At 59.8% G+C, this 22,809-nt stretch carries 20 protein-coding genes and 1 pseudogene; 14 read left to right on the top strand and 7 right to left on the bottom strand.

The genetic code is table 11. The features are described 5' to 3' along the window. Both hmgA and hppD read right to left on the bottom strand, forming a co-directional pair. Positions 1-1,362, bottom strand: a complete 1,362-nt coding sequence (gene hmgA / locus ACJJVH_RS20925; protein ID WP_412066023.1) for a homogentisate 1,2-dioxygenase — start codon at positions 1,360-1,362, stop codon at positions 1-3. Between the two features lie 54 nt (positions 1,363-1,416). Beyond that, positions 1,417-2,526, bottom strand: a complete 1,110-nt coding sequence (gene hppD, locus ACJJVH_RS20920) for a 4-hydroxyphenylpyruvate dioxygenase (protein WP_412066022.1) — start codon at positions 2,524-2,526, stop codon at positions 1,417-1,419. A gap of 130 nt (positions 2,527-2,656) precedes the next feature. Between hppD and ACJJVH_RS20915 the strand changes: the two genes are divergently transcribed. From ACJJVH_RS20915 to ACJJVH_RS20900, 4 genes are all read left to right on the top strand, one after another. After that, positions 2,657-3,157 (top strand): Lrp/AsnC family transcriptional regulator, encoded by a 501-nt coding sequence (locus ACJJVH_RS20915; protein ID WP_113357095.1) that lies wholly within the window; start codon positions 2,657-2,659, stop codon positions 3,155-3,157. A gap of 273 nt (positions 3,158-3,430) precedes the next feature. Further along, positions 3,431-4,375 carry an ABC transporter substrate-binding protein gene (locus ACJJVH_RS20910; RefSeq protein WP_412066021.1) on the top strand — a complete coding sequence of 315 codons (945 nt, stop codon included), beginning with the start codon at positions 3,431-3,433 and terminating at the stop codon, positions 4,373-4,375. A gap of 61 nt (positions 4,376-4,436) precedes the next feature. After that, the gene (locus ACJJVH_RS20905; protein ID WP_112799269.1) at positions 4,437-5,210 is read left to right on the top strand and encodes an ABC transporter permease; all 774 of its coding nucleotides are present in this window, start codon (positions 4,437-4,439) and stop codon (positions 5,208-5,210) included. Beyond that, entirely contained in the window at positions 5,207-6,001 is a 795-nt protein-coding gene (locus ACJJVH_RS20900; protein ID WP_112800207.1) for an ABC transporter ATP-binding protein, read from the top strand. The genes ACJJVH_RS20905 and ACJJVH_RS20900 overlap by 4 nt, the downstream gene beginning before the upstream one ends. Positions 6,002-6,304: 303 nt before the next feature. On the opposite strand, the gene aphA is transcribed toward ACJJVH_RS20900, so the two are convergent. Continuing rightward, on the bottom strand, positions 6,305-6,988 hold the full coding sequence (gene aphA / locus ACJJVH_RS20895) for an acid phosphatase AphA (RefSeq protein ID WP_412066020.1): 684 nt from the start codon (positions 6,986-6,988) through the stop codon (positions 6,305-6,307). 719 nt (positions 6,989-7,707) lie between these two features. Between aphA and ACJJVH_RS20890 the strand changes: the two genes are divergently transcribed. Continuing rightward, positions 7,708-8,847: an ABC transporter substrate-binding protein gene (locus ACJJVH_RS20890; RefSeq protein WP_412066249.1), complete on the top strand. Its 1,140-nt coding sequence runs from the start codon at positions 7,708-7,710 to the stop codon at positions 8,845-8,847. 112 nt (positions 8,848-8,959) lie between these two features. Beyond that, entirely contained in the window at positions 8,960-10,405 is a 1,446-nt protein-coding gene (locus ACJJVH_RS20885) for an amidase (protein WP_412066019.1), read from the top strand. Positions 10,406-10,823: 418 nt separating this feature from the next. Here the strand turns inward: ACJJVH_RS20885 and ACJJVH_RS20880 are convergent, their stop codons facing one another. Next, a complete protein-coding gene (locus ACJJVH_RS20880; RefSeq protein WP_412066018.1) occupies positions 10,824-11,129 on the bottom strand; it encodes an ArsR/SmtB family transcription factor in 306 nt (101 codons plus the stop codon). Positions 11,130-11,614: 485 nt separating this feature from the next. Here ACJJVH_RS20880 and ACJJVH_RS20875 point away from each other — a divergent pair, with 485 nt between their 5' ends. Next, on the top strand, positions 11,615-11,980 hold the full coding sequence (locus tag ACJJVH_RS20875; protein ID WP_412066017.1) for a hypothetical protein: 366 nt from the start codon (positions 11,615-11,617) through the stop codon (positions 11,978-11,980). After that, on the top strand, positions 11,952-12,863 hold the full coding sequence (locus ACJJVH_RS20870; RefSeq protein WP_412066016.1) for a LysR family transcriptional regulator: 912 nt from the start codon (positions 11,952-11,954) through the stop codon (positions 12,861-12,863). The genes ACJJVH_RS20875 and ACJJVH_RS20870 overlap by 29 nt, the downstream gene beginning before the upstream one ends. A 311-nt stretch (positions 12,864-13,174) precedes the next feature. Here the strand turns inward: ACJJVH_RS20870 and ACJJVH_RS20865 are convergent. Then, positions 13,175-13,255 (bottom strand): annotated as a pseudogene (locus ACJJVH_RS20865) (helix-turn-helix domain-containing protein); the annotation flags it as partial. Between the two features lie 363 nt (positions 13,256-13,618). On the opposite strand from ACJJVH_RS20865, the gene ACJJVH_RS20860 reads away from it, so the two are divergent. The 5 genes from ACJJVH_RS20860 (at position 13,619) to ACJJVH_RS20840 (ending at position 19,162) form a co-directional block, all read left to right on the top strand. Next, on the top strand, positions 13,619-14,638 hold the full coding sequence (locus ACJJVH_RS20860) for an ABC transporter substrate-binding protein (RefSeq protein ID WP_412066015.1): 1,020 nt from the start codon (positions 13,619-13,621) through the stop codon (positions 14,636-14,638). 23 nt (positions 14,639-14,661) lie between these two features. Beyond that, on the top strand, positions 14,662-16,353 hold the full coding sequence (locus ACJJVH_RS20855) for an ABC transporter permease (RefSeq protein WP_412066014.1): 1,692 nt from the start codon (positions 14,662-14,664) through the stop codon (positions 16,351-16,353). A gap of 4 nt (positions 16,354-16,357) precedes the next feature. Next, positions 16,358-17,461: an ABC transporter ATP-binding protein gene (locus ACJJVH_RS20850; RefSeq protein WP_412066013.1), complete on the top strand. Its 1,104-nt coding sequence runs from the start codon at positions 16,358-16,360 to the stop codon at positions 17,459-17,461. Further along, a complete protein-coding gene (locus ACJJVH_RS20845) occupies positions 17,458-18,315 on the top strand; it encodes an inositol monophosphatase family protein (RefSeq protein WP_412066012.1) in 858 nt (285 codons plus the stop codon). The genes ACJJVH_RS20850 and ACJJVH_RS20845 overlap by 4 nt, the downstream gene beginning before the upstream one ends. 61 nt (positions 18,316-18,376) lie before the next feature. Then, positions 18,377-19,162, top strand: coding sequence for a MurR/RpiR family transcriptional regulator (locus tag ACJJVH_RS20840; protein ID WP_113393187.1), 786 nt, complete (start codon positions 18,377-18,379; stop codon positions 19,160-19,162). A 102-nt stretch (positions 19,163-19,264) separates the two neighbouring features. Here the strand turns inward: ACJJVH_RS20840 and ACJJVH_RS20835 are convergent, their stop codons facing one another. Both ACJJVH_RS20835 and ACJJVH_RS20830 read right to left on the bottom strand, forming a co-directional pair. Further along, the gene (locus ACJJVH_RS20835) at positions 19,265-20,743 is read right to left on the bottom strand and encodes an amidohydrolase family protein (protein WP_412066011.1); all 1,479 of its coding nucleotides are present in this window, start codon (positions 20,741-20,743) and stop codon (positions 19,265-19,267) included. Between the two features lie 155 nt (positions 20,744-20,898). Next, complete coding sequence (locus ACJJVH_RS20830) at positions 20,899-21,684, bottom strand: DeoR/GlpR family DNA-binding transcription regulator (protein WP_112799243.1); 786 nt, start codon at positions 21,682-21,684, stop codon at positions 20,899-20,901. A gap of 271 nt (positions 21,685-21,955) precedes the next feature. Between ACJJVH_RS20830 and ACJJVH_RS20825 the strand changes: the two genes are divergently transcribed. Beyond that, on the top strand, positions 21,956-22,777 hold the full coding sequence (locus ACJJVH_RS20825) for an inositol monophosphatase family protein (RefSeq protein ID WP_112799241.1): 822 nt from the start codon (positions 21,956-21,958) through the stop codon (positions 22,775-22,777). Positions 22,778-22,809 lie beyond the last annotated feature (32 nt).

Genomic DNA, 22,809 nt, shown 5'->3' with positions numbered 1-22,809 from the left:
TCACTTGATGCCGGGAGTGCCGTCGAACCGGCGCTCCAGACCGTCCCAGCATTCCAGGTAGTCGTCCTGCAGCGTTTCGAGCTCGGCGGCATATTTCGTCAGCTGCTGCGGAAATCTGGTCTCGAACATGAAAGCCATGGTCTGATCGAGCTTCACCGGCTTCAGCTCGGCATTCGATGCCTTTTCGTAGCCCGAAGCATCCGGCCCATGCGGAAGCATCATATTGTGCAGGCTCATGCCACCCGGCACGAAGCCTTTTTCCTTGGCATCATACTGGCCGTGGATCAGCCCCATGAACTCGCTCATGATATTGCGGTGATACCAGGGCGGACGGAACGTATGTTCGGCGACCAGCCAGCGCGGCGGGAAGATGACGAAATCGACATTCGCAGTGCCCGCACTTTCCGTCGGGGCCGTCAGCACCGTGAAAATCGACGGATCGGGGTGATCGAAGAGAATCGCGCCGACCGGCGAAAATGTCCGCAGGTCGTATTTGTAAGGGATGTAGTTGCCATGCCAGGCGACGACGTCGAGCGGCGAGTGGCCGATGTCGGTGACATAGAACTTGCCGCACCATTTGACATGCACGCGGCAGGGCGTTTCCTTGTCTTCATAGGCGGCAACGGGCGTCTTGAAATCGCGGGGATTGGCAAGGCAATTGGCGCCGATCGGCCCGCGCTCCGGCAGCGTGAACTTCGCGCCGTAATTCTCGCAGACATAGCCGCGCCAGACGTCGCCCTCGCCCTTGCGCGTCACCTTGAACATCATGCCGCGCGGAATGACGCAGATTTCCAGGGGCTCGACATCCATCATGCCCATCTCGGTGAAGACGCGAATGGCGCCCACCTGGGGAACGACGAGCAGCTCTCCATCGGCATCGAAGAAATAGTCGTCGGCCATGTCCTCGTTGAAGACGTAGGCATGGGCGGCCATGCCCGTCTGGGTCAGCACGTCGCCACCCGTCGTGATCGTGCGGATGCCTTCCAGAAAATTCAGCCGCCCGGTCGGAGCCGGAACCGGGTCCCAACGAAGCTGGCCGAGCGGAAGCGAATGGTCGTCCAGGCAGGGTGCCGATTTCCAGAACGGATAGGAAGCGTTGGAAAACCGGCGGGTGTGACGCACGCTCGGTCGGATGCGATAGAGCCAGGACCGCTCGTTCGTTCCGCGCGGAGCGGTGAAGGGCGAGCCGGAAAGCTGCTCGGCGTAGAGACCGTAATTGCATTTCTGCGGGCTGTTCTGGCCCTGCGGCAGCGCACCCGGAAGCGACTCCGTTTCAAAGTCGTTGCCGAAGCCGGGCATGTATTGCAGCGTCTCCTCCGCCGTGACCTGGCGGTCGGAAGCCTTGGATATCGTCTGGTCCATCGCTTCACTTCTCCCGAAATGCAGGCGATCCGTTGCGCACGGATCGCCTGGATATCACTCGGCCGCCGTGCCGATGACGCCGCGCTTGATCTGATCGGCTTCGATCGACTCGAAAAGCGCACGGAAATTGCCTTCGCCGAAGCCTTCGTCACCCTTGCGCTGGATGAACTCGAAGAAGATCGGGCCGATGACGGTCTTGGAGAATATCTGCAGCAGGATCTTCGTCATGCCGCCATTCACCACGCCTTCACCGTCGATGAGGATACCATGCTTCTTCATGCGCGCTATGGGTTCTTCATGCCCGTTCACGCGCGCATAGGACATATCGTAATAGGTCTCGGGCGGGCCGGGCATGAAGCGCAGGCCGTTCTCGGCAAGCGTGTCCGTCGCCTGGTAGATATCGTCCGTTCCGACGGCGATGTGCTGAATGCCCTCGCCCTTGTATTTCTTCAGAAACTCCTCGATCTGGCTGGTATCGTCCTTCGATTCGTTCAGCGGGATGCGGATCTTGCCGCAGGGGGACGTGATGGCGCGGCTCACGAGACCGGTAATGCGCCCGTCGATATCGAAGAAATGGATCTGCTTGAAATTGAACAGGTCGCGATAGAAATCCCACCACTTGTCCATGTTGCCGCGAAAGACGTTGTGCGTCAGATGGTCGAGATAGTAGAAGCCGACGCCTTTGGGAGTGGGATTGGCTTCGCCGATCCAATCGAACTCCGCCGCGTAGGGCGATCCCTTCTTGCCGTATGTCTCGACGAAATAGAGCAGCGAGCCGCCGATGCCGACGATCGCGGGAACGTCGAGCGCTTTGTCGTTTCCTTCATAAGGCACGGCACCCTTCGAAACAGCGTGTTCGAAAGCGTGCCCGGCATCGACAACGCGCCAGGCCATGGACGGTGCCGCAGGCCCGTGCTCCGCGATGAAACAGGCGGCATGGCTGCCAGGCTCGGCGTTCAGGATATAGTTGATATCACCCTGCCGCCAGACGGTGATGTCCTTCGTCTTGTGCCTGGCGACCGTGACGTAACCCATGCGGGTGAAGAGCTCGCGCAGCTTCTCGGGCTCGGGATGAGCGAATTCGACGAACTCGAAACCATCGGTGCCGGCCGGGTTATCGGCAGTGATTTCCGACGGCGGCGCATCGTGTGGAAAGGGACCCATTTTCTCCTCCTCGGAAGACTCGACTTTGACTATGCAAAGTATGGCCCCAAACACGCGCAAAGTGCTTGCATTATCCGTGCAAAGCGAAAATATTATACACGATCTGTGAGCATTTCGAAAGTTTCACGCAATGGATGAGCCACTCGATAAACTGGATCTGCGTCTTCTCGAAGAGCTTCAGAAAGACGGCAGGCTGACGAACAATGAGCTGGGCGAGCGCATTGCGCTTTCACCCTCGCAATGCTCGCGCCGGCGCAGCAGGCTGGAGGCCGAGGGATATATTCGCGGCTACCAGGCCAATCTCGACAGGCAGAAGCTGGGATTGGATATGCTGGTGGTCATTTCGGTGACGCTCGCCACCCATAACCGCGACAATGCGCGCCGGTTTTCGCAGCTGATCAACGGGTTGCCGGAAGTCCTGGAAGCCTATGCGCTGACCGGCGAGATGGACTATCACCTGAAGGTCGCGACCCGCGGGCTCGCGGGCCTTTCGAGGTTCGTCAACGACGTGCTGCTGCCGCATGAGTCGGTGCAGCATGTGAAGACCTCGATCGTCCTCGATACGCTCAAGACCTTTGAAGGGTTTCCTGTTCCCGTGTCGCATGGCTGGCATGGCGACAGCCTTCGATGATGGCAATCATGCTGCCTTCCCCGAGGAAAATGGGATAAGGCTTCTGCCGCTGACAGCTCCCTCTCCGGCGCTCCTGTCTTGCCGGAAGTATAAATATCGCGGGACACGCTTTCTCGCCTCAAACCGAGCGGGACCTATGGCCCTGCGTCCGCCATCAAACCGGACCGGGATGAGTTCTTTTGCTGGACAAAGAAAAGTCGCGTGCGCAATATGTCGCCGATAAAAACGGCAGTAACATAAACTGCCTCAACAACGAGCAGGGAACTTCACATTATGAAAAAGGCATTGTTTCTCGCCGCCTTTACAGCTCTGGCCGGCTTCGGCCACGCCTATGCCGCGGATACGAAAGTATCGATCGGCATTTCGGGCTGGACGGGGTTTGCACCGCTGACGCTGGCCAAGGAAGCCGGCATCTTCAAGAAGCACGGGCTTGACGTCACCGTGGCGAAGGTGCCGCAGGCAAGCCGTCATCTGGCTCTGGCCTCCGGCGATATTCAATGCGCGGCAACGACGGTGGAAACCTGGATCGTCTGGAACGCGGCCGGCGTCGCCACCACGCAATTGTTCCAGCTCGATGTTTCGCACGGCGCCGACGGAATCGCGGCCAAGCCGGGCATCGAGAAAGTGGCCGACCTGAAGGGCAAGACGGTCGCGGCATCGGCGCCGGGAACGTCGCCCTACTTCCTCCTGGCCTTCATTCTTGCCAAGAACGGCATGACCATGAAGGACGTGAAGATCGTCAACATGGAGCCGGGTCCTGCGGCACAGGCTCTGCTTGCGGGCCAGAACGACGCCGCCGTCACCTACGAACCCTATCTGTCTGCCGTGCGCGCGGCCCCCGACAAGGGCAAGATCATCGCGACGACGATAGACTATCCGGCCGTCATGGATACGTTCGGCTGCACCACGGGCTTCCTGAAGGACCATCCGGATGCCGCCAAGGCATTGGCCGCGAGCTACTATGACGCCCTTGAGATGATCAAGACCGACAAGGACAAGTCGTTCGAGATCATGGGCAAGGATGTGAAACAGACCGGCAAGGAATTCGGTGAATCGGCTGCCTACCTGGAATGGCAGGACAAGGCGGCCACGAAGAAGTTCTTCGAGACGACCTTCAAGAGCTTCAATGTGGAAGCGGCCAAGATTTTGCTCGATGCCGGCGTCATCAAGCAGAAGCCGGATCTTTCAAAGCTGGCTGATCCATCCTTCATCGAGTAGGCCACGGGCCATCGATAAGCGTGCCGACCCCTCGGCACGCCTTTCCAAGACAAGAGATACAATGCGCCCACTCGAACCCATCAGTCCCGGCAGCCGCTTGGTCTACGGCCTGCTTTTTTTCGTTCTTTTCTTCGCCGGCTGGGGCTATCTGACCCTCGGCGGCTTCGTATCCAAGACCTTCCTCGCCGACCCCATCACCATGGTAAGCGATGGCTATGATCTTCTTGCCAACCAGGGCTTTCTCTTCGATATCGGCATGACGATCTGGCGCGTTCTCGGCGGTTTCGTGTTGTCGGCGCTCGTTGCCGTGCCGCTCGGCATCCTCATGGGAGCCTACAAGCCGATCGAGGCGCTTCTCGAGCCTTTCGTCTCCTTCGCCCGCTATTTGCCGGCGTCGGCCTTCGTGCCGCTATTGATCCTGTGGGCCGGCATCGGAGAGACGCAGAAGCTGCTCGTCATATTCATCGGAGCGGTGTTTCAGATCATTCTGATGGTGGCGGTTTCGGTTTCCGGGACACGGCGGGATCTGGTGGAGGCCGCCTATACGTTGGGCGCCACCGATCGCGGAGTCGTGCGGCGCGTGCTGATTCCGGCGGCCGCTCCCGATATCGGTGAAACGCTGCGGCTCGTTCTCGGCTGGGCCTGGACCTATGTCATCGTCGCCGAACTCATCGGCGCATCCTCGGGCATCGGCTATATGATCATCAACAGCCAGGCGCTTCTCGCCACCGGCCAGATTATCTTCGGCATCATCGTGATCGGCCTGATCGGCCTCGTTTCCGATTTCGCCTTCAAGTTCGTGAACCGCAAGCTGTTCGCATGGAGGTTCGCATGAGTGCTCCCGGCGAACTTCGGATCCTGGATGTCAGCCGCACCTTTCCCGGCGTGCGGGGCGGCGCGCCGACCCTCGCCCTGCAGCCCACGACGCTCGATATTCCCCGCAACGACTTCGTTACCATTCTGGGACCTTCGGGGTGCGGCAAGTCCACCCTCCTGCGGATCATTGCCGGCCTCGACCGGCCGACGACCGGCAAGGTGACGCTGGACGGCAAGGAAGTGACCGGTCCCAGCGCGGATCGCGGCATGGTATTCCAGTCCTATACGCTGTTCCCATGGCTGACGATACGCGACAACGTTGCCTTCGGCCTGCGCGAACGCGGCATCGCGGAGAAGGAAAGAAACGACATCGTCGCGAGCTACATGGACAAGGTCGGACTGCGCGGTTTCGAGAATCATTGGCCGAAGCAATTGTCCGGCGGCATGCAGCAGCGCACGGCGATAGCGCGCGCTTTGGCCAACGACCCGAAAATACTTCTGCTCGACGAGCCTTTCGGCGCGCTCGACAATCAGACGCGCGGCCTCATGCAGGAATTGCTGCTCGGAATATGGGAACGGGAGCAGAAGACCGTGGTCTTCGTGACGCACGACATCGAGGAGGCCGTATTCATGGCATCGCGCGTGGTGACGATGACGGCGCGCCCCGGCCGCATCAAATCCATCACCCCCGTAGATCTGCCCCACCCGCGCCATTACACCGTCAAGGCAAGCCCGGAATTCTCCGCGCTACGGCTAAAATTGACGGAAGAAATCAGAAGCGAGGCAATAGCTGCGGCTTCGCACGGCTGAAAATCGCCGATCGAGACCGCTATGGCAGACGCTGCGCGCGTGACGGTAAAGCCCGGCTGCCGGGATCGCCCGCGTTGCGTATCGCGACCATGTCGCCGGCCTCAAGATCGGTGAAGCTCCATGCGCATCCCGAGCCGGAAATCTTTCCGATCGGGATGCGTATGGATAAAGCCGGCTTTGGCGATCCGGATTGACGACAAACCGATCCGCAAGCGCCCTGCGCCGCAGGTGCGCGCCGTGGAGAAATCGCGCTCCCGGCGCGACCTCTCCTTGAGCTTAACCCCGGCGCTGCCGTGCAGCGCCTCAGTGATCGGAATCGATAATCACTTCCTCTCCGAGCCCGCCATTCTTGGGCATCGGCTTGTAGGTGGTGTTCGAGGCGCGAAGCACCCGGATCGGCCGTGCGCCGATCTCCATGGCCTGACGCATGTCACCGTCGGCATCGCCATAATAAATCTTGACGCCATGATCCCGGAGGAAGGAGGTTTTCGTACTATCCCCCGCCGTGAAGACGACCGCATTGATCTTTTCCATCTTGAAGTCGCGTTTGATGGTCTCGGTCAGCCGCTCGCCCGGGCTCTTGGTCCGGCCGGTGATAAAGTAGATCGTGTCGCCACGCTTTGTATGCATAGCGATCAGCTTGGCGGCGACCTCTTTCGGGATCGAGTAGTTGATATCGCAATTGGCGTTGATATCAGTCCAAAAGGCGTCATTCTTCAGATAGTCATAGCTGCCCGGCGAATACTTCTGCTGCCCGTAGAAAAAGCAAGGGCTGGAAAACAGCACGGTATCGTCGACATCGAATCCGACGGTCATCGGAGGCTGGCCTTCAAGAGATTTCTCGATCTGCTCGACGCTAACCCAATGGATGGGATCGTGATGCGCCAGGGCGTCCGTCGTTGCGCCTGAGAAGTTCGCCTCGTCGGCAAACACCGGTCCAGCACCCAAAAGCGCTGCGATAATTAGGTAGGACGAAAATCGTCTCATGCAGGTCCTCCACTCGTTCCCTATTGTCATGTTTCTGTCATCAAACTGTCACATTAGAATTACGAGGACGGCGACTGCAATATTGAACGGCATCTTTTTCGTGGATAGATCGGCCGGGCGAACTCGCCCAGGCAGTCATTTCGATAGCCGGATTAAAAAAGGCGTCCGCTTCAATGCATGGACCTCCCGACATGACAATCGGCCTGACTTATCCGAAGCAAGCCGCTGTCTGTGGGCCGCAGACTTGATCGGCGCAGAGCCACGAAATTGGGTTCGCAGCTTCGCCCGCAGACACATTTCGCAATTATTCGAAAATACATATTTAACATGTAAAATACCTTGACATGTCGCAACCTCTAGGCAACTCTTGTATTGAGCCGGCGGTTCAAATAACGAACCGGCGGCGATAACTTCCACTTGTCGAAGTGGGTGCGCCGGTTGTTTTTCGACCGCGCATTTGTCCAGGAGGAGGACACCAGTGCCAATCCGGCTCGGCCGCCTTTTCAACGCATGCCCAGGGAGCACCACCGGCAGCGTCTGAAAAAGCGCCGGCTTTGCATGTGCTTGAAATCACAGGGCACGGCGGCAGGCTTACTCATAAAGTCATATCTATCAACTGCGCATTCGGAACACTCACTTGGCGCCGTTAAGGTCGCCGGATAATGATAGGGAACACCATGACTTCGATCGGCGGTATATTAACTGGCGGCATTTTCACGATGCTCGCCATCTCGGGATATGCATCTTCGGCGCAAGCGGCCCCCACCTGCAAGAACGGGCCAATCCAGGTCGGCGCCATTTCCACCATCACGGGTCTGTCAGATTTCTCCGACGCGCCGAAGGCGACCAAAGCCACTTTCGACCAACTCAACGACGCTGGCGGCATCAATGGCTGCAAGATCGAATTTACCATCGCCGATGACAAAGGCGATCCGCAGGTCGCGGCTCAGGCTGCTCGCGATTTGATCGACAACAAGGGTGTCGTCGCGCTTGCGGGCGGCGCAAGCCATCTCGACTGCGCGGTCAATGCAGGCATTTACAATCGCAATGGAATATTATCGGTGCCGGCCGTCGGCATCGACCCGCTCTGCTTCAACGCGCCGAGTATTTCCCCGGTCAATGTTGGCCCCTACACGCTTAGCACCGTGATGCTCGACTATGCCGCCAAGGACCTTGGCGCCAAGAAGCTATGTGCATTCTTCATTATCATCGGCGGTACAAAGGAAGCTTATGCGAATGCTCTTGCCGCCTGGGAAAAGGCAAGCGGCAAGAAGGTGGCGCTGGTCGACATGACCCTGCCGCCGCAAGGCGACCTGACACCTTACGTCATCAAGGCTCGCGACACGGGTTGCGACGCCGTGCTTACCAATCAGGTCGAACCCGGAGCGGTGCAATGGGTGAAAACCGCCGATGCGCAGAAGATCTCCGGTATAAACTGGCTCTTCCTGGCCGCCAGCTATACCGAAGGAGTTGCCAAGGCGCTCGCCTATAGCAAGCAGCCCATCTACATCGGCACCGAATGGGAGCCTTACACAGAAAACAGTGCGGCAAATTCCGACTGGACCAAGACGACGGATAAGGCCGGCCTGAAGAAGACGGCATTCTCGCAGGGCGGTTATCTCGCGGCGAAGGTGATGATCGACACCATTTCCGGTATCGATGGCGAGGTGACGCGCGACTCCGTCACGGCCGCGTTGAAGGAGGGCAAGAAGCTCAAATACCCGATGGCCGGCAGCACATACGTCTTCGGAGATGCAAAGGCTCACTCTCCGATGAAGTCAACGAAGGTTATGCAGCTGGTCGACGGCAAGTGGACAGTCAAGACGAGCGACTGGTATTCGCTGCCGCAGGCAGAGTAGCTTTCGATCCAATGGGTATGATCCATATCGGGATCATACCCACCCTTCGCCCTTTGAGCGCCCCGAAGGCAAACGGGGCGCCGATCGGAATTCACATCAGGAAAGATAATCGATGACGCCGTTTTCCAAGTTCACCGGTTCGGAGCTTTGCTCAAAAGAGGCTCACGAGGTCGTGACGCTGCTGCTGCGAAAGGAAGTCAGTCCGTCGGAGCTGCTGAATGCGGCGTATGATCGCGTCGCCGAAGTCGAGCCCGCAGTCAATGCGATGCCGACACTTTGCCGTGCCCGGGCCGAGGCCGCCGCCGCTCGGATCGATACAAGCTCCACCGACGCGCGCGGTGCGCTGGCCGGGTTGCCGATCTCCATCAAGGATCTGACAAGTGTTGCCGGCGTGCGCACGACGATGGGTTCAAAGGGGCTGGCCGAGTATGTTCCGGAAGAAAGCGATCCATTGGTCTTGCGCCTCGAAAAGCGCGGCGGCATCGTCGTCGGCAAGACCAATACTCCCGAATTCGGCGCCGGCGCAAATACGTTCAACGCTGTTTTCGGCATGACACGCAACCCCTGGAACACCTCGAAAAACGCCGGCGGATCCTCTGGCGGAGCCGCGGCTTCGCTGGCGACCGGCGAGGTTTGGCTCGCGCATGGATCCGATCTTGCCGGATCGCTGCGCACGCCCGCCGCCTATTGCGGCGTCGTCGGCTTCCGTCCCAGCCCGGGCATTACCGGTGCAGGCCCCGGGCCGATCAAATTCCATACGGAAGGCGTACAGGGCCCTATGGCGCGCAGCGTACGCGATTGCGCCCTGTTCCTCGACACGATGGCCGGCTTCGATCCGAAGTCGCCCATCTCCTTCCCGCCGCCGCAAGGGACCTATCAGGATGCCGTCATCCGGGCGGAGGGCAAGCTCCGGATCGCCTATACGCCGGATCTGAACGGCTATGCCCTCACGTCAAAAGCGATGGACGAACATCTTCGGGCTGCATTGCTTCGCGTGGAGCGTTCCGGCGCCATTGTGGAGGAGGCCTGCCCTCCGCTGCCCGATCTGGATCGAAGCTATCGCGTACTCCGCTCGATGCTCTGGGCAGCCCTGCCAGGCCGCGCCCCGCTCGAAGTGCAGCGCCACTTCAAGGATACGCTTCGCGAGAACATTGAATTCGGAAAATCGATCACGATCGAGGACGTCTATGATGCGCAGTATGGCCGAACTCGAATTTTCGACAATATGATCGCCTTCCTTGAGAAGTTCGATGTCCTCGCATGCCCGGTCGTCGGTCTCATGCCGGGGCCGATCGAGGAAGAATATCCGACAGAAGTCGATGGCGTCCCGCTCAGCGATTACATCAGCTGGCTGCGGTTCTCCTATCTCGCCACGGTTACAGGGCTGCCGGCCATCTCCGTGCCGGTCGGCCTGAACAAGGACGGATTGCCGGTCGGCCTGCAGCTGATAGGGCACCCGAGGGGGGAGGCTGCGCTTCTTGCAGCCGCGCGCATCGTGGAAGTCGCGATGGATGGCCCGCTTGGCCCCATCGATCCGATCATAACCCACAGCAGCTAAAGCAACTCCAGGAAAACTGCGCAGCGGTTTCCATCTGGATTTGCGTCAAAACAAAAGGATGGGGCGTTTTCGCGATTCGAAGAAAAGCGGAAGCGCTCCAGGCAACCACGTTCCGGGTCACGCCGGAGTTCCCTGGCTTCTGTCCGAATCGGGCAAAACAAGGAACTGGAGCGGTTCGGAGCTTTCGTGAGAAGCTGGACCGCTCCGGATAGCATCCTGTAAACCAGCGTCGCTTCGAATAGCGACATGATGCAATCTCCTTGAAAGGAGATCGCGGTGCCTCGCCATAAATCAGGGGATGAGGAATGGGCCGTCATGCCGCCATTTCTGCCACGCTCTCCATCGCCGCTCCCCGACACGGCTGCCTGACGCGGCCGGCACGGCCGAAGCTCCTTGCCGGTTTACGCCGCCATTGCCATTAATCGACTTCATTTCCGGCAGGAGGCTCGACGGGCATCGCAAGTGCATAGATCAAACGTGTGACCGAGCGCATTCGCAACGAATAGAAAATCACCTGGGATTCCCGGCGGCTTCCCACAATTTCTGCGTCGCGAAGCTTTTTCAGATGCTGCGAAAGCGCCGAGTTGCTCATTCCCATCGCCTGCGCAAGCGCGCCGACATTTCGCTCGCCGTTCAGCAGCAGGAGCACAATCTCCAGACGCTTGGAATTGCCCAGCGCCTTCAATAGCACTGCAGCCTGATGAAGCTCGATGGTACTCTCCATTACCCTATCCTGTAGCCGATCTGATCGGGCTCTGGGGTAAGATGATTTATCGTAAAATAAAGTTAATTTTGAAACCGACAAGCCGCTGCTGCTTCCTCCTGCCGGCCTATCGGGACAAGGAAAGACGGCTTCATGCGACATAAATTACGAAAATATATCGTAAAATACCTCTAAATTAATCCTGATCCGCCGCCGCGGCATCAGCCAGAATCATGGAAATCGAATTTTGATGCTCTTTTCCAAGCCTGCCACATAAGATAGCTATTATAAGACAGCTATTATAGTATTTTCTATAAAGTCGCCGGCACCAACCACAGGACTGGCCGAGGCAGTGAAATACGCTTAAAAGGTTTCGGTCCAGCTGAAATCGTATATTCCGATAGATATTTAAAGCGGCATTGATCTACACGACGGGAAGCCTCATCGCCAATCAATCCGCTGTATATCGTATTTTACGATAACAATGATGAAATCCAAAAATCACGATGAATGCGCGCACGCCTCGCATCGGAACCGAACTGCCGTTCATCAACCTTGCTCGAACGACAACGACATGTCTGGCGCGCTTGCCTGCCATGATCGCCGCGCCAGCAATCATGGCAGACTGCGTGGCACCGGAATGGTCGCAGGCGCTCAACACTGAATCTCTGATCCGCCAAGCCGGCTTATCGCGCGGCAACCGAAGAACCGCGATCATTAAGCCACGCGACGCGCCGGCAAACCCCATGTCCGGAAAAGCCTTTGCAAGTCGCGACGCGGAACCATTTATTTCGTTTATCCGATTGCTGATATCGGTGAATCCGATATACCATACGCATGGATATGCTGTCAGCGATGCGAGTGTTTGTTAAGGTTGTGGAAGCGGGAAGCGTCTCCGTCGCCGCGCGCGATCTTGGCATGGGACAACCTACCGTCAGCGAGCGGATTGCCCGCCTGGAAGACTATCTGCAGGAGCAACTGCTTATACGCACCACCCGGTCATTGCGTGCGACGCAAACCGGCCTCATCTTCTACGAACGGAGCAAGAAAGCGCTTGAAGCCGCCGCGACGGCGGAAAGCGTGACCATGCGCAATGGGGAAGCCTTGCGCGGGAAGGTGCGGCTGGCCGCGCCGCACTGGATCGGCGAGATAGTGCTGCCGCAAATTCTGATGCGCTTCCGGCGACTTCATCCGCATATCAAGGTTGAGCTGGTGGTTGACGACCGCATCACGAATCCGGACGCCGCCGGCGTGGATATATCCCTGCGCCTCGGCAACATAGGCGCCGACAATTGCGTCGATGAGGAAATCGGCGTGGTGCAGCGCGTCCTGGCCGCGTCGCCGGACTATCTGGCCGAATATGGCACGCCGCGCACGACGAGTGAATTGATGGCTCACAGTTTCATAACCGTATCCGGCATCTACGATGCCGGTGTGGTTCCCCTGACGCGGGACGGCAAAGATGAGCCGACCGATGTCAATGTGGTATGGACGGTCGGCCATTGGCGCCCTCTGATTGCCTTGCTGCTTTCGGGCGCGGGCATCGGAGTCTTGCAGGTGCCGGCTGGTGCGCAAGCCTTGTCCGCCGGACAACTGAAGCGCGTCCTGCCGGAATATCAGGCCCCCGGCTTTCGCCTGCGGATGCTGTATCCGCGAAACGACACGACCTCGGAGATATCGAAGCGACTTATCGATTTCTTGCGCGCCGAGCTGCGGTCTTACGCGGAATATGCGCTGGCTCCGCGCCAGTGGTGAATGACGGCTGACACGCCTTTGCCTTGGGCCATACCTGCTTTCCAAAGCATTCCGCAAAGAATGTGCAGCGGTCTCCCTGCGGAATTCCATGGAAACAAGGAGATAGAGCAGCTCGAAGCTTCGGCGAAGCGTGTCAGGATTCGCCGTCGCTTCCCAGAAACCGAAATTCCTCTCTGAGAAATGCAACGATCCGGCGTGTCTTTTCAGGGACCGGCGCGGTTTTCGGATAGAGAAGCCGGCACGCAAAGCTCGGCGCTTCATACTCGGGCAGGACGCGCTTCAGCTGCCTCGTGGCAAGAGCGTCCGCAGCGGCCAAGGTCTCGAGCGGCCGCGGAGATACTGCCTCTCTCTACGACACGAATAAAAATGCGCGTTGCCAACAACATATCCATATCAGAAACGATATCGAAATTTACGATAAATTTAATCTGGAGGTCGCACGAACTCATCGTTCCTCCATAGTTCCGGCAGCATAAGTTCAGCGGACAAATCCCTGGAAGCAAGCGGCTCCGGCCATACGCCGGCGCAACTGTCATACAAAGGCTTTCAATAACTAATCGGAAATCAAAATAAATTGCCCCACATCCGGCGGAGCAAGCCGGCACTGTCACTCAGTGTCTGCTGTAGAATGCGATATGTAGATAATTTACATTTCAGTTGACATTTGTAGCTTTCTTTAACATAGCTTGTCTCGCTTCAGCTGGGAGCTGGGCCTTTCTCGCCTTGGGCGAACCAATCTCTGGGAGGAAATTCGTATGTCACGTCGTTTCGCGCTGGCTTCAGCGCTGGTCTTACTGTGCGCGCAAGGATTGTCCGCTGCCGGTGCCAGCGCAGCCGGGTTAACCGTCTACTGCCCGATGTCGGATGCCGATTGCGATTCCGTTCTGAAGGCCTTCAAGACCGATACCGGCATCGAGGCGCAGTTCGTCCGTATCGGCGCCGGGGAAATCCTTGCCCGTATCCGCGCCGAAAAGAACAATCCGCAAGCCGGACTGTGGCTTGCCGGCGCGGCCGACAATTTCATACAGGCCGCCGACGAGGGCCTGCTCGCCTCGCACAAGGCCGCCGGCATCGAGAAAGTCGACCAGCGCTACACCGACAAGGACGGCCGATGGACGCCGATTTCGCTCTCCCCCATCGTCTTCGCCTATAGCCAGCAGGTGCTCGACGAACTGAACGCCAAGCCCCCGACAAGCTGGAGCTCCTTCGCCGATCCGGTCTTCAAGGACAGCGTCGCGCTTGCCCACCCGGCATCGTCGGGAACAGCCTATGTCGCGCTTGCATCCGTCGTTCAGCTCGATGGCGAGGACAAGGCGTTCGACCTGATGAAGAAGATCGACGAAAATGTCGTGCAATACACCCGCTCCGGCGTTGCTCCATCTCGCATGGTTGCCAACAACGAAATCGCGCTGGCCATGGCCTACACCCAGGATATCGAAGCGGCCCTGGAACAGGGCTACCCGGTCGGCTACTCCTTCCCGGAGGAAGGCACGGGTTTCGAGGTCAACGCCGCCGCCGCGATCGCCAATGCGCCGGAAGACCAGGCGAAATCCGCCGACAAGTTTCTCGATTGGGTTTTGACGGAAAAGGGGCAGGCAGCCATCGGCGCCACTTTCCGCGGCCCCATCATCCCCGGATACAAGAACCCCAAGGCCAGGATCGATCTCTCCAAGGTCAAGATGATCGACTACAATTTCGCCTGGGCCGGTGAGAACCGGGCACGCCTGCTGCAGCGTTACGAAACGGAAGTCCGCCAAAAGTCAGACGCCAAGTAACTCGGTAGACGGGAGCTTCCGCCATGTCGTCCACAACCAATATCACCCCGTCCGTCAGGACGGGGAATGCGGCCGCGCCGTTTCTGCGCAGCATCATCGTCGACCCCTGGCTGTTCGGCATTTTCGCGCTCATCACCCTGTCGGTGATGGTCTTTGCCGTGCTGCCGATTCTCACGGTGCTGAAGCAGGCGGTAATTACCGATAGCGGCTTCGACGCCGCCGCCCTGCTTGCGACACTGGCCAAGCCGTTCGTCTGGCAGTCGCTGTACCATACGCTGCTGCTCGGCGCGACGTCCGCGGTCGCGGCCACGGCGGCGGGTTTCGTCCTCGCCTTTACCGTTACCCGCACGACGATGCGCGGCAAGACTTTCGTCCATGGCGTGGCGCTGCTGCCGATCATCTCGCCGCCCTTCGTCATGGCGCTCGCCGTCGTTATCCTGTTCGGGCGCTCCGGCCTTATCACCCGCGAGCTGCTCGGCATCCGCAATGCCAATGTCTATGGCTTCCACAGCCTGGTGCTGATTCAATCCCTGGCCTTCACGCCGATTGCCTATCTCAACATCAAGGGCATGCTGCAATCGATCGACAGCGCCCTGGAAGATGCCTCGGCCTCCCTCGGCGGATCGCGCTGGACGACCTTTTCGCGCATCACGCTGCCGCTCGTCACGCCGGCGATCCTGAGCTCGACGCTGCTGGTCTTTGTGAAATCCGTCGAGGATTTCGGCAATCCGATGCTGATCGGCGGCAATTTCAACACGCTGGCGGTCGAGGCCTATTCGCAGATGGTCGGCTATTTCGACCTGCATTCCGGCGCGCTGCTGGCGAGCCTCATGCTGGTGCCCTCCATGACGGCCTTCCTCGTGCATCGTTACTGGGTGAGCAAGCGCAGCTACGTCACCGTCACCGGCAAGCCGACGGCCCAGACCATCCGCATCTCCGGACCCGGCGTGGTGCTGCCGCTGTCGCTCGTCTGCTATGCGATCGTCTTCGCCATCCTGCTCTTCTATCTGACGGTCGTGTATGTCTCCTTCACCAAATTGCCCGGCGTCAACAATACCCTGACGGTCGAGCACTATATGACGGTGTTCATTGCCGGATTTCAGACGCTCAGCAACTCTCTGATCCTCGCCAGCATCGCTACGCCGATAACGGCAATCGCGGGCATGTTCATCGCCTATCTCTTGATCCGCCGGGCCTTTCCGGGAAGCGCCTTGCTGCGCTGGGGCACGCTTCTGTCCTTTGCCGCTCCCGGAACCATCCTCGGCATCGGTTACATCAGTACCTTCAACGCACCGCCGCTGCTCCTGACGGGCACCGCTTTCATCGTCATCGCCGCCATGGTGGTGAAGAACCTCCAGGTCGGCATAGAGGCAGGCTCCAACCAGCTGCGGCAGATCGACCGCTCCATCGAGGAAGCGTCGACCATCCTCGGTGCATCGAACACGCGCACCTTTTTCACCGTCACATTGCCGCTCCTGAAGCCCGCGCTGTTCACTTCGCTTTCCTATGCCTTCACACGGTCGCTGACCACGCTGAGCGCCGTCATCTTTCTGGTTTCGGCCAACTGGACGCTCATAACCGTGACGATCCTGTCGCAGGTCGAAACGCTGAAACTTGGGGTTGCCGCAGCCTATTGCACCATTCTGGTCGTCGTCGTGCTCGCCATTCTGGCAGTCCTGCAATTGCTCCTGTCGTCCGTATCGACCAAAAGGTGATCTCATGTCCAAAGTCGTCTTTTCCAATGTCAGCAAGCGTTTCCCCGGGGCTGCCGGCGCGGCGGCAGGTCTTGCCGTCAACAATTTGAACCTCACGATCGAGGAAGGCACGCTGGTGACGCTGCTCGGCCCTTCGGGCTGCGGCAAGACCACGACGCTGCGCATGCTTGCCGGCTTCGAGAATCCGACCGGGGGGTCGATCCTGATCGGCGGCCGCGACGTTACCAATGTTCCCGTCAATGCCCGCAATGTCGGCATGGTGTTCCAGAGCTATGCGCTTTTTCCGCATATGAGCGTTCGTGAAAACGTCGAATACGGCGTACGGCTGCTGAATCTGAAGCGCTCGGAGATGAAAGAGCGTGTCGATTCGATGCTCGAAACCATGGCGCTGACCCAATATGCGGATCGTTCGCCGTCGCGCCTGTCGGGCGGCCAGCAGCAGCGGGTGGCGCTTGCCCGCGCCGTTGCCACCCAACCCAAGGTGCTGCTGTTCGACGAACCCTTGTCCAATCTGGATGCCCAGCTGCGCGAGCGCATGCGGGACGAATTGCGCACCATCCAGCTTCGCCTCGGCATCACGAGCCTTTATGTCACCCACGACCAGAGCGAGGCCATGGCGATTTCCGACCGGGTGGTGGTGATGCGCAACGGCATCATCGAACAGGATGACACGCCGCTGAATGTCTATGCCCGCCCCGGCACGGCCTTCGTCGCCGAGTTCATGGGCAAAGCCAATATCCTCGACGGCACCGTGGAAGCCATCGGGGACGATAGCGTGCAGGTGCGTATCAGCGCTTCGCTCGTCTTCTCCCTGCCGCGCGGCAACCGCACGTTCCGCCTGGGCGAGGGCGTTCGTTGCGTGGTGCGGCCCGAGCATATCCGCGTCGATCCGCAGGGGTTGTTGCAGGTCACGGTGCGCCGCGTCGTCTTCCAAGGCGCCCATGTCGAATATCTGACCGATATCGAAGGTCAGGAATGCGTACTCGCAGATACCGACTACATCCGCACCGGTGTCGCCGAGACCGGCCAACCGATCCGCCTTTCCATCGACAGCAGGCCGGTCTGGCTCTTGCCCAACACTCAAACCGAAATCAGGACTGCCGCATGACCATCCATCGGACCACCCCTTCCAGCCTCCGCCAAACCATCACCGATGTCGCCCGCGAAGCGGCGCTTGCCGCCGGTGCCGTGGCCAGAAAAGGCTTCATCGAGGCCAGTCCCGAAAGCCTTCAGACCCAGCAGAAAGCCGGCTTCTTCGATATCGTCACCGTTTCCGACAAGGCAGCAGAAAAAGCTGCCTGCGACATCATCTGGTCACGCCTGCCGCAATCGCGCATTCTCAGCGAGGAAAGCGGCTGGCAGGGCGAAGGCGACACGACCTGGATCATCGATCCGATCGACGGCACCAGCAACTTCGCCTCCGGCTTGCCGTTTTTCTGCGTCTCGATTGCTGCCTACCATGCCGGCGAGCCCGTATGCGGGATCGTTTATGACCCGATCCGCGACGAGATCTTCATGGCAAGCGACGGGAAGCTGACGCTCAACGGCGAAGAGGTCAAACCCTTCCTGCGCGGCCGCACCGACCGCGAGGTCGAGCTTCTGACCAATGCGCCTTATGAAGGAGAGCGCCCCTCCCCCGCCGCGCTTGAAGCCTATGCCGATCTCGTCATCTCCTTCCGCGCCGTGCGGCGCCTCGGTTCCTGTGCGCTGCATCTGGCTTATGCGGCTGTCGGACGCGCGGCAGTCACCTACGAATGCAAATTCAGCGCCTGGGATGTGGCCGCCGGCATACAGCTGGTTCAGGCAGGGGCCGGGCAGATCATCGCCCAGGATTCGGAAGGGCGCCCGGTCGATGTGAGTGAACATACACTCGGGTCCATAAAAAGGCTCGTTGTCGCGCAGGCCGGCTTTGAGTATCAATCGTCCTGCCTGTCACAACTGATGGCCGATGGGAACTTGTAGTCCGCATCTCCGAAAGGCCGCGTCCTGAAAGTGCTACGATGATGTTTGAGCAGTGAGCCTCATGCTGGATTTGATCAGACAGTCACTGTCCACTTTCACGCCGGCCGAGCGCAGGATCGCGGAAGCGATCCTGGATACGCCCAGCACCGCAATAACCTGGTCCATTACGGATGCCGCGCGTATCGCCAAGGTGAGCGAGCCGTCGATCATCCGTTTCTGCCGCAGGCTTGAATGCGACGGGTTTCCGGATTTCCGTCTGAAACTGGCGCAGCAACTCGCCGTGCGACAGGTGCTGCCGGCAGCAACGGAAAGCGGCGCCGACCCTTTCACAGATCTCGTCGACGACGTCTTCAACCGCGCGGCGGATACCTTGAGGGAAACGCGCCTCGATCTGGACCTGGCGTCGCTTCGCCGAACCGTGCGGCTTTTGGCAAATGCGCGCAGGATCGATGTCTACGGCTACGGCGGGTCGGGCTTTCTGGCGGCCGAGGCGCAGCACCGCATGGCATCGCTCGGCATTGCAAGCGTTGCATATTCCGATCCGACCTTGCAGATGGTTTCGGCCGCCCGTCTCACGGCATCGGATGTGCTTTTCGTTCTATCGTTCTCGGGGCGCACCAGCTATCTGATCTCCAATGTCGAGATAGCGCGAAAGGCCGGCGCGCGTATCGTCGCGATCTCGCCGGGCGGGTCCGAGGTCGCGTTGCTGGCGGATGAAAACATCAATCTCAACGCCTATCGGGCATCGGCCTCCCGGCTGATCGTGCCCACCGGCCGGGCGCCAATGTATGTGATGCTCGACGTGATATTCGGCCTTCTCGCCCGCGAGCTTGCCGGCGAGACGTGAGGTCGACGGACGGCTGGCCGATCAACCGGCGCTGTCGGAACTATCCCGCAAATGCCGTGGCTCGCCGCTTTCGAAAGATACGCGAGAACCGAGCCGACCTGATCAGGTCAGAATGGGATAGCTCGGCGAGAAAATCTCCGACACCGGCGGATGCTGCCAGCTTCTGTCGGGATATTTGGCAATCAAACCTTCGAACTGTCTTTGTGCACGCTCGCGCGCCGCACGGATGTCGAAACCGGCGAGCTTGCCGTCAAGCATCGACAACCGCCCGTCGACAAACACCGCCTGCGTGACCCTGCCCGAACCGCCCAGCACCAGTGTCGTGATGGGATCGACCGTCGGCGTCATATAGGGATCGTCGAGACGAAACACCGCGATGTCGGCCTTCGCGCCGGGGGCGAGGCGCCCGAGATCGCTGCGGCCCAGCGCCTTGGCACCGCCCAGCGTGGCTGCGTCGTAGAGGTCCTTGCTCAGCACCGCATCCGACGCCTTCTCGCTGATGCGGCAGGCGATAAGACCGACCAAAAGGTTCATGAGCAGGTCGGGCGGCGAGGTATCCGTCGCCATGCCGATATTGATACCGAGCTTCCTGCATGCGGCAAACGAATTCAGCGTGCTTCCCATGCGCGCCGACACCAGCGGCGAATGCGCGATGGACACGCCGTTGTCTGCATAATGCTGGAGATCCGCAGGCAAAGCGTAGGTGGCATGCGGCGCGATCAGCCGCTCGCTGAGCAAACCGTGGTCTGCCATCCACTGCGGTCCGGAAACGCCATGCAGCCGGCGCATGGTGTCGAGCTCCAGCTTGCCCTGAGCCATGTGCAGGCGCACCCGGCAATCGAGATCGCGAGCCGCCGCCATGGTCCGCCGCAGGACGTCGAGCGTGCAGGTCTCGACCCGGTCGGGCGCGAACATGCCGTTGATCAGCCCGCCATGCCGGCCGTGCTGCCGCTCGATGAAGGCGATCGCATCGGTGAGGCCGGCCAACCCTCTTTCCTCATCGAACATCGGCAGGATTTGACCGGGCGCCTCCAGTACCATGCCGCCGGAACGATAGGCCGGGCTGAGGAAGACGCGCAAACCGAGATCGCCGGCCGCATCCGCTGCGGCGTCGAATTCGGCGACCGTCTCGCCCCACTCGCGATAATAGAGCGACGCGATGGGCGCTGCCGTGGTGACGCCGTTAAGCAGCGACAGCCCGAAGGAAAAGCGCTTCTGGAAAGCCAGCTCTTCCGGACTGTACATCTCATATGGCCCACGCTCGACATAGGACCGCGGCCAGATCCGCCCCTTGGCCCATCCCGGCTGGTTGTCGGTGACCAATACATAGGTGTCGATATCCGACAGAGCGTCGAGATCGACCAGACCGGGGCTTATCAATGCGCTGCCGAAGTCGAGCTTGCGGGCAACCTCGCCATCGAAGCAACGGCCGGCAAAGATGACGTTGCCATTCTCCATCACCAGTTCGCCGCGCGGCACCAGGCAATGGCCTTCGCCATGGTAGGCAAGCAGCCAGTCGGCCGTCATCAGCGTGCGGCCTGCCGGTCGCCGGCCCAGGGTCAGATCATCGGAAGATATCATCGTCGCTCACTCCATCCTGCATGCACCGCTCCGACGCTTCGCCTGATGATGAAGCAGCCGAAGTCCTGGGTATAGTCTGTCGCGGCAATCGAGGCCGAACTTCCGCACATGTCGAGAGATCCGCATTCCGGAGACCCCGATGCCGTAAACCGGCGCTATTCGGCAACGATCAGGCCCGGCACCGCCGCTGCCAGCGCATCGAATTGCGGTCTCGTCCGCGCCTTCGCATCCACCACGAGATGATCGATCTCCGATGTCGGGCAAAAGACCGATCGGCTGACCACCCCGATTTTCGAATGATCTGCGAGAACGATGGTCTTGGCGGCATTGCGAACCATGGCGCGCGCGATCTCGGCGCCGTGGAGGAAGTGATTCATCGCCCCCATTGTGGCATCGATCCCCCATGGCGCCAGCAGGGCTATATCGGCCCGAAACCGCTGGATGTCGTTGATCGTCGCAGGGCCGTGGGTCTCCATGGGATCGAGCTTCACGTCGCCGGCAAGCAGTATGACACGAGTCCCGCGGCTCAACTCTCCGGACTTTTCAGCCAGCTGGCTGGCGACATCGATCGAATTGGTGATGATCGTCAGATCGGTCAGGCCGGTCGGTCCGGCAAGCGCCTCGGCCATGGTCGAACTGGTCGAGCCTGCATCCATGAAGATCGTCAGGCCGCTTTGCAGCAGCCCCAGCGCAGTCGCGCAGATAGCCCGCTTTTCCTGAAGGCGCAGCGTGATGCGCACGCCGAACGTTGTGTCCTCGCGCGCCACGGGAACCGCGCCGCCCCGCACGCGGCGCAGGTCGCCCGACACCTCGAGCTCCATCAGGTCGCGGCGAATCGTTTCGCGCGACACGCCGAAGTCCTCGACGATCTTGTCGATCGAAACCTGGCCATAAGCGGCCAGCAAACTGCGTATTTTTTGGTGACGCTCTTCCTGCCACATACCCGCGCTCCTGTTCTCATCACAGATAGCCGATGCCGCACCTTGCCTCAAGCGGCAGATCCTATGCCTCACAAAAACAAATATTGCCAATAAAAACCTATATTGCCACATTCGCCAAAGTCTTGTAGGTAGAAGCCGAGGGTTGGCAAAAATGCCGACTGACCAGCAGCACCGGCTTCAATTCGGCTTCCTTCCCACGAAGGGAGAACGGAGACGTACGCCCGGGCGGACAGTCGAAGTCACCCGTATAGGACGAGTGTGAGGAGGCCGGATGTCCGGGGTTGCACCAATCGAAAATAGCCATATTGCCTTTGCCGGTGAACTCGCAGACGCCGCGCGCCGTTTGCTGGCGGAGTTTGCCGGAGATCCGCTTGCTGTCGACGTCAAGCCGGATCGCAGTCTGGTCACGCAAATGGACATGATGATCGAGACGCGCCTGCGCGAGATGATCGCCGCACGGTTTCCAGACCATGGAATCATCGGAGAAGAGCAGGACTGGGACAGGGCGGGAGCTCACGCCGTCTGGGTCCTCGACCCCATCGACGGGACCGCAGCTTTCATCGCCGGCATGCCGGTCTACGGGACACTCATCGCGCTCGCGATCGACGGCGTGCCGCGCCTCGGCATCATCGATATCCCTGCCATCGACGCACGCTGGATCGGGGCGGAAGGCCGCCCGACGACGAGGAACGGAGAAACGGTCCGGGTGCGGCCCTGCCCCGACCTCTCCAGGTCGATTCTGACCAACAGCAACCAGGATTATCTTTCCGCGGCCGAACGCCCGGTTCTCGAACGCCTGCGGCGCGTCACCGGCAACCGTGTCTATGGCGGTGCCAGTCTGAACTACGGGCTCCTGGCGACCGGCCGCACCGACATTGCCATCGATGGCGGCCAGAAGGTCTTCGACTTCGCTCCCTTCCGGCCCATCGTCGAGGGCGCAGGCGGCATCGTCACCGATTGGGAGGGCAAGCCGCTGTCTCTCGAAAGCGGGGGAAGCGTGCTTGCGGCCGGCGATGCCGACAGGCATCGCGAGGTGCTGGATATCATCGCCGAGGTCTTCAGCGACACACAACAAGAGACGCTTGCCGGTTGAAACCAAACCAATAAGAACGCGAGGGGAATTTG

The organism is Rhizobium sp. SYY.PMSO, from assembly GCF_046840415.1.
Classification (GTDB): Bacteria; Pseudomonadota; Alphaproteobacteria; order Rhizobiales; family Rhizobiaceae; genus Rhizobium.
Note: the sequence above shows the minus strand (reverse complement) of the source record. Positions and strands in the feature narration are given on the sequence as shown.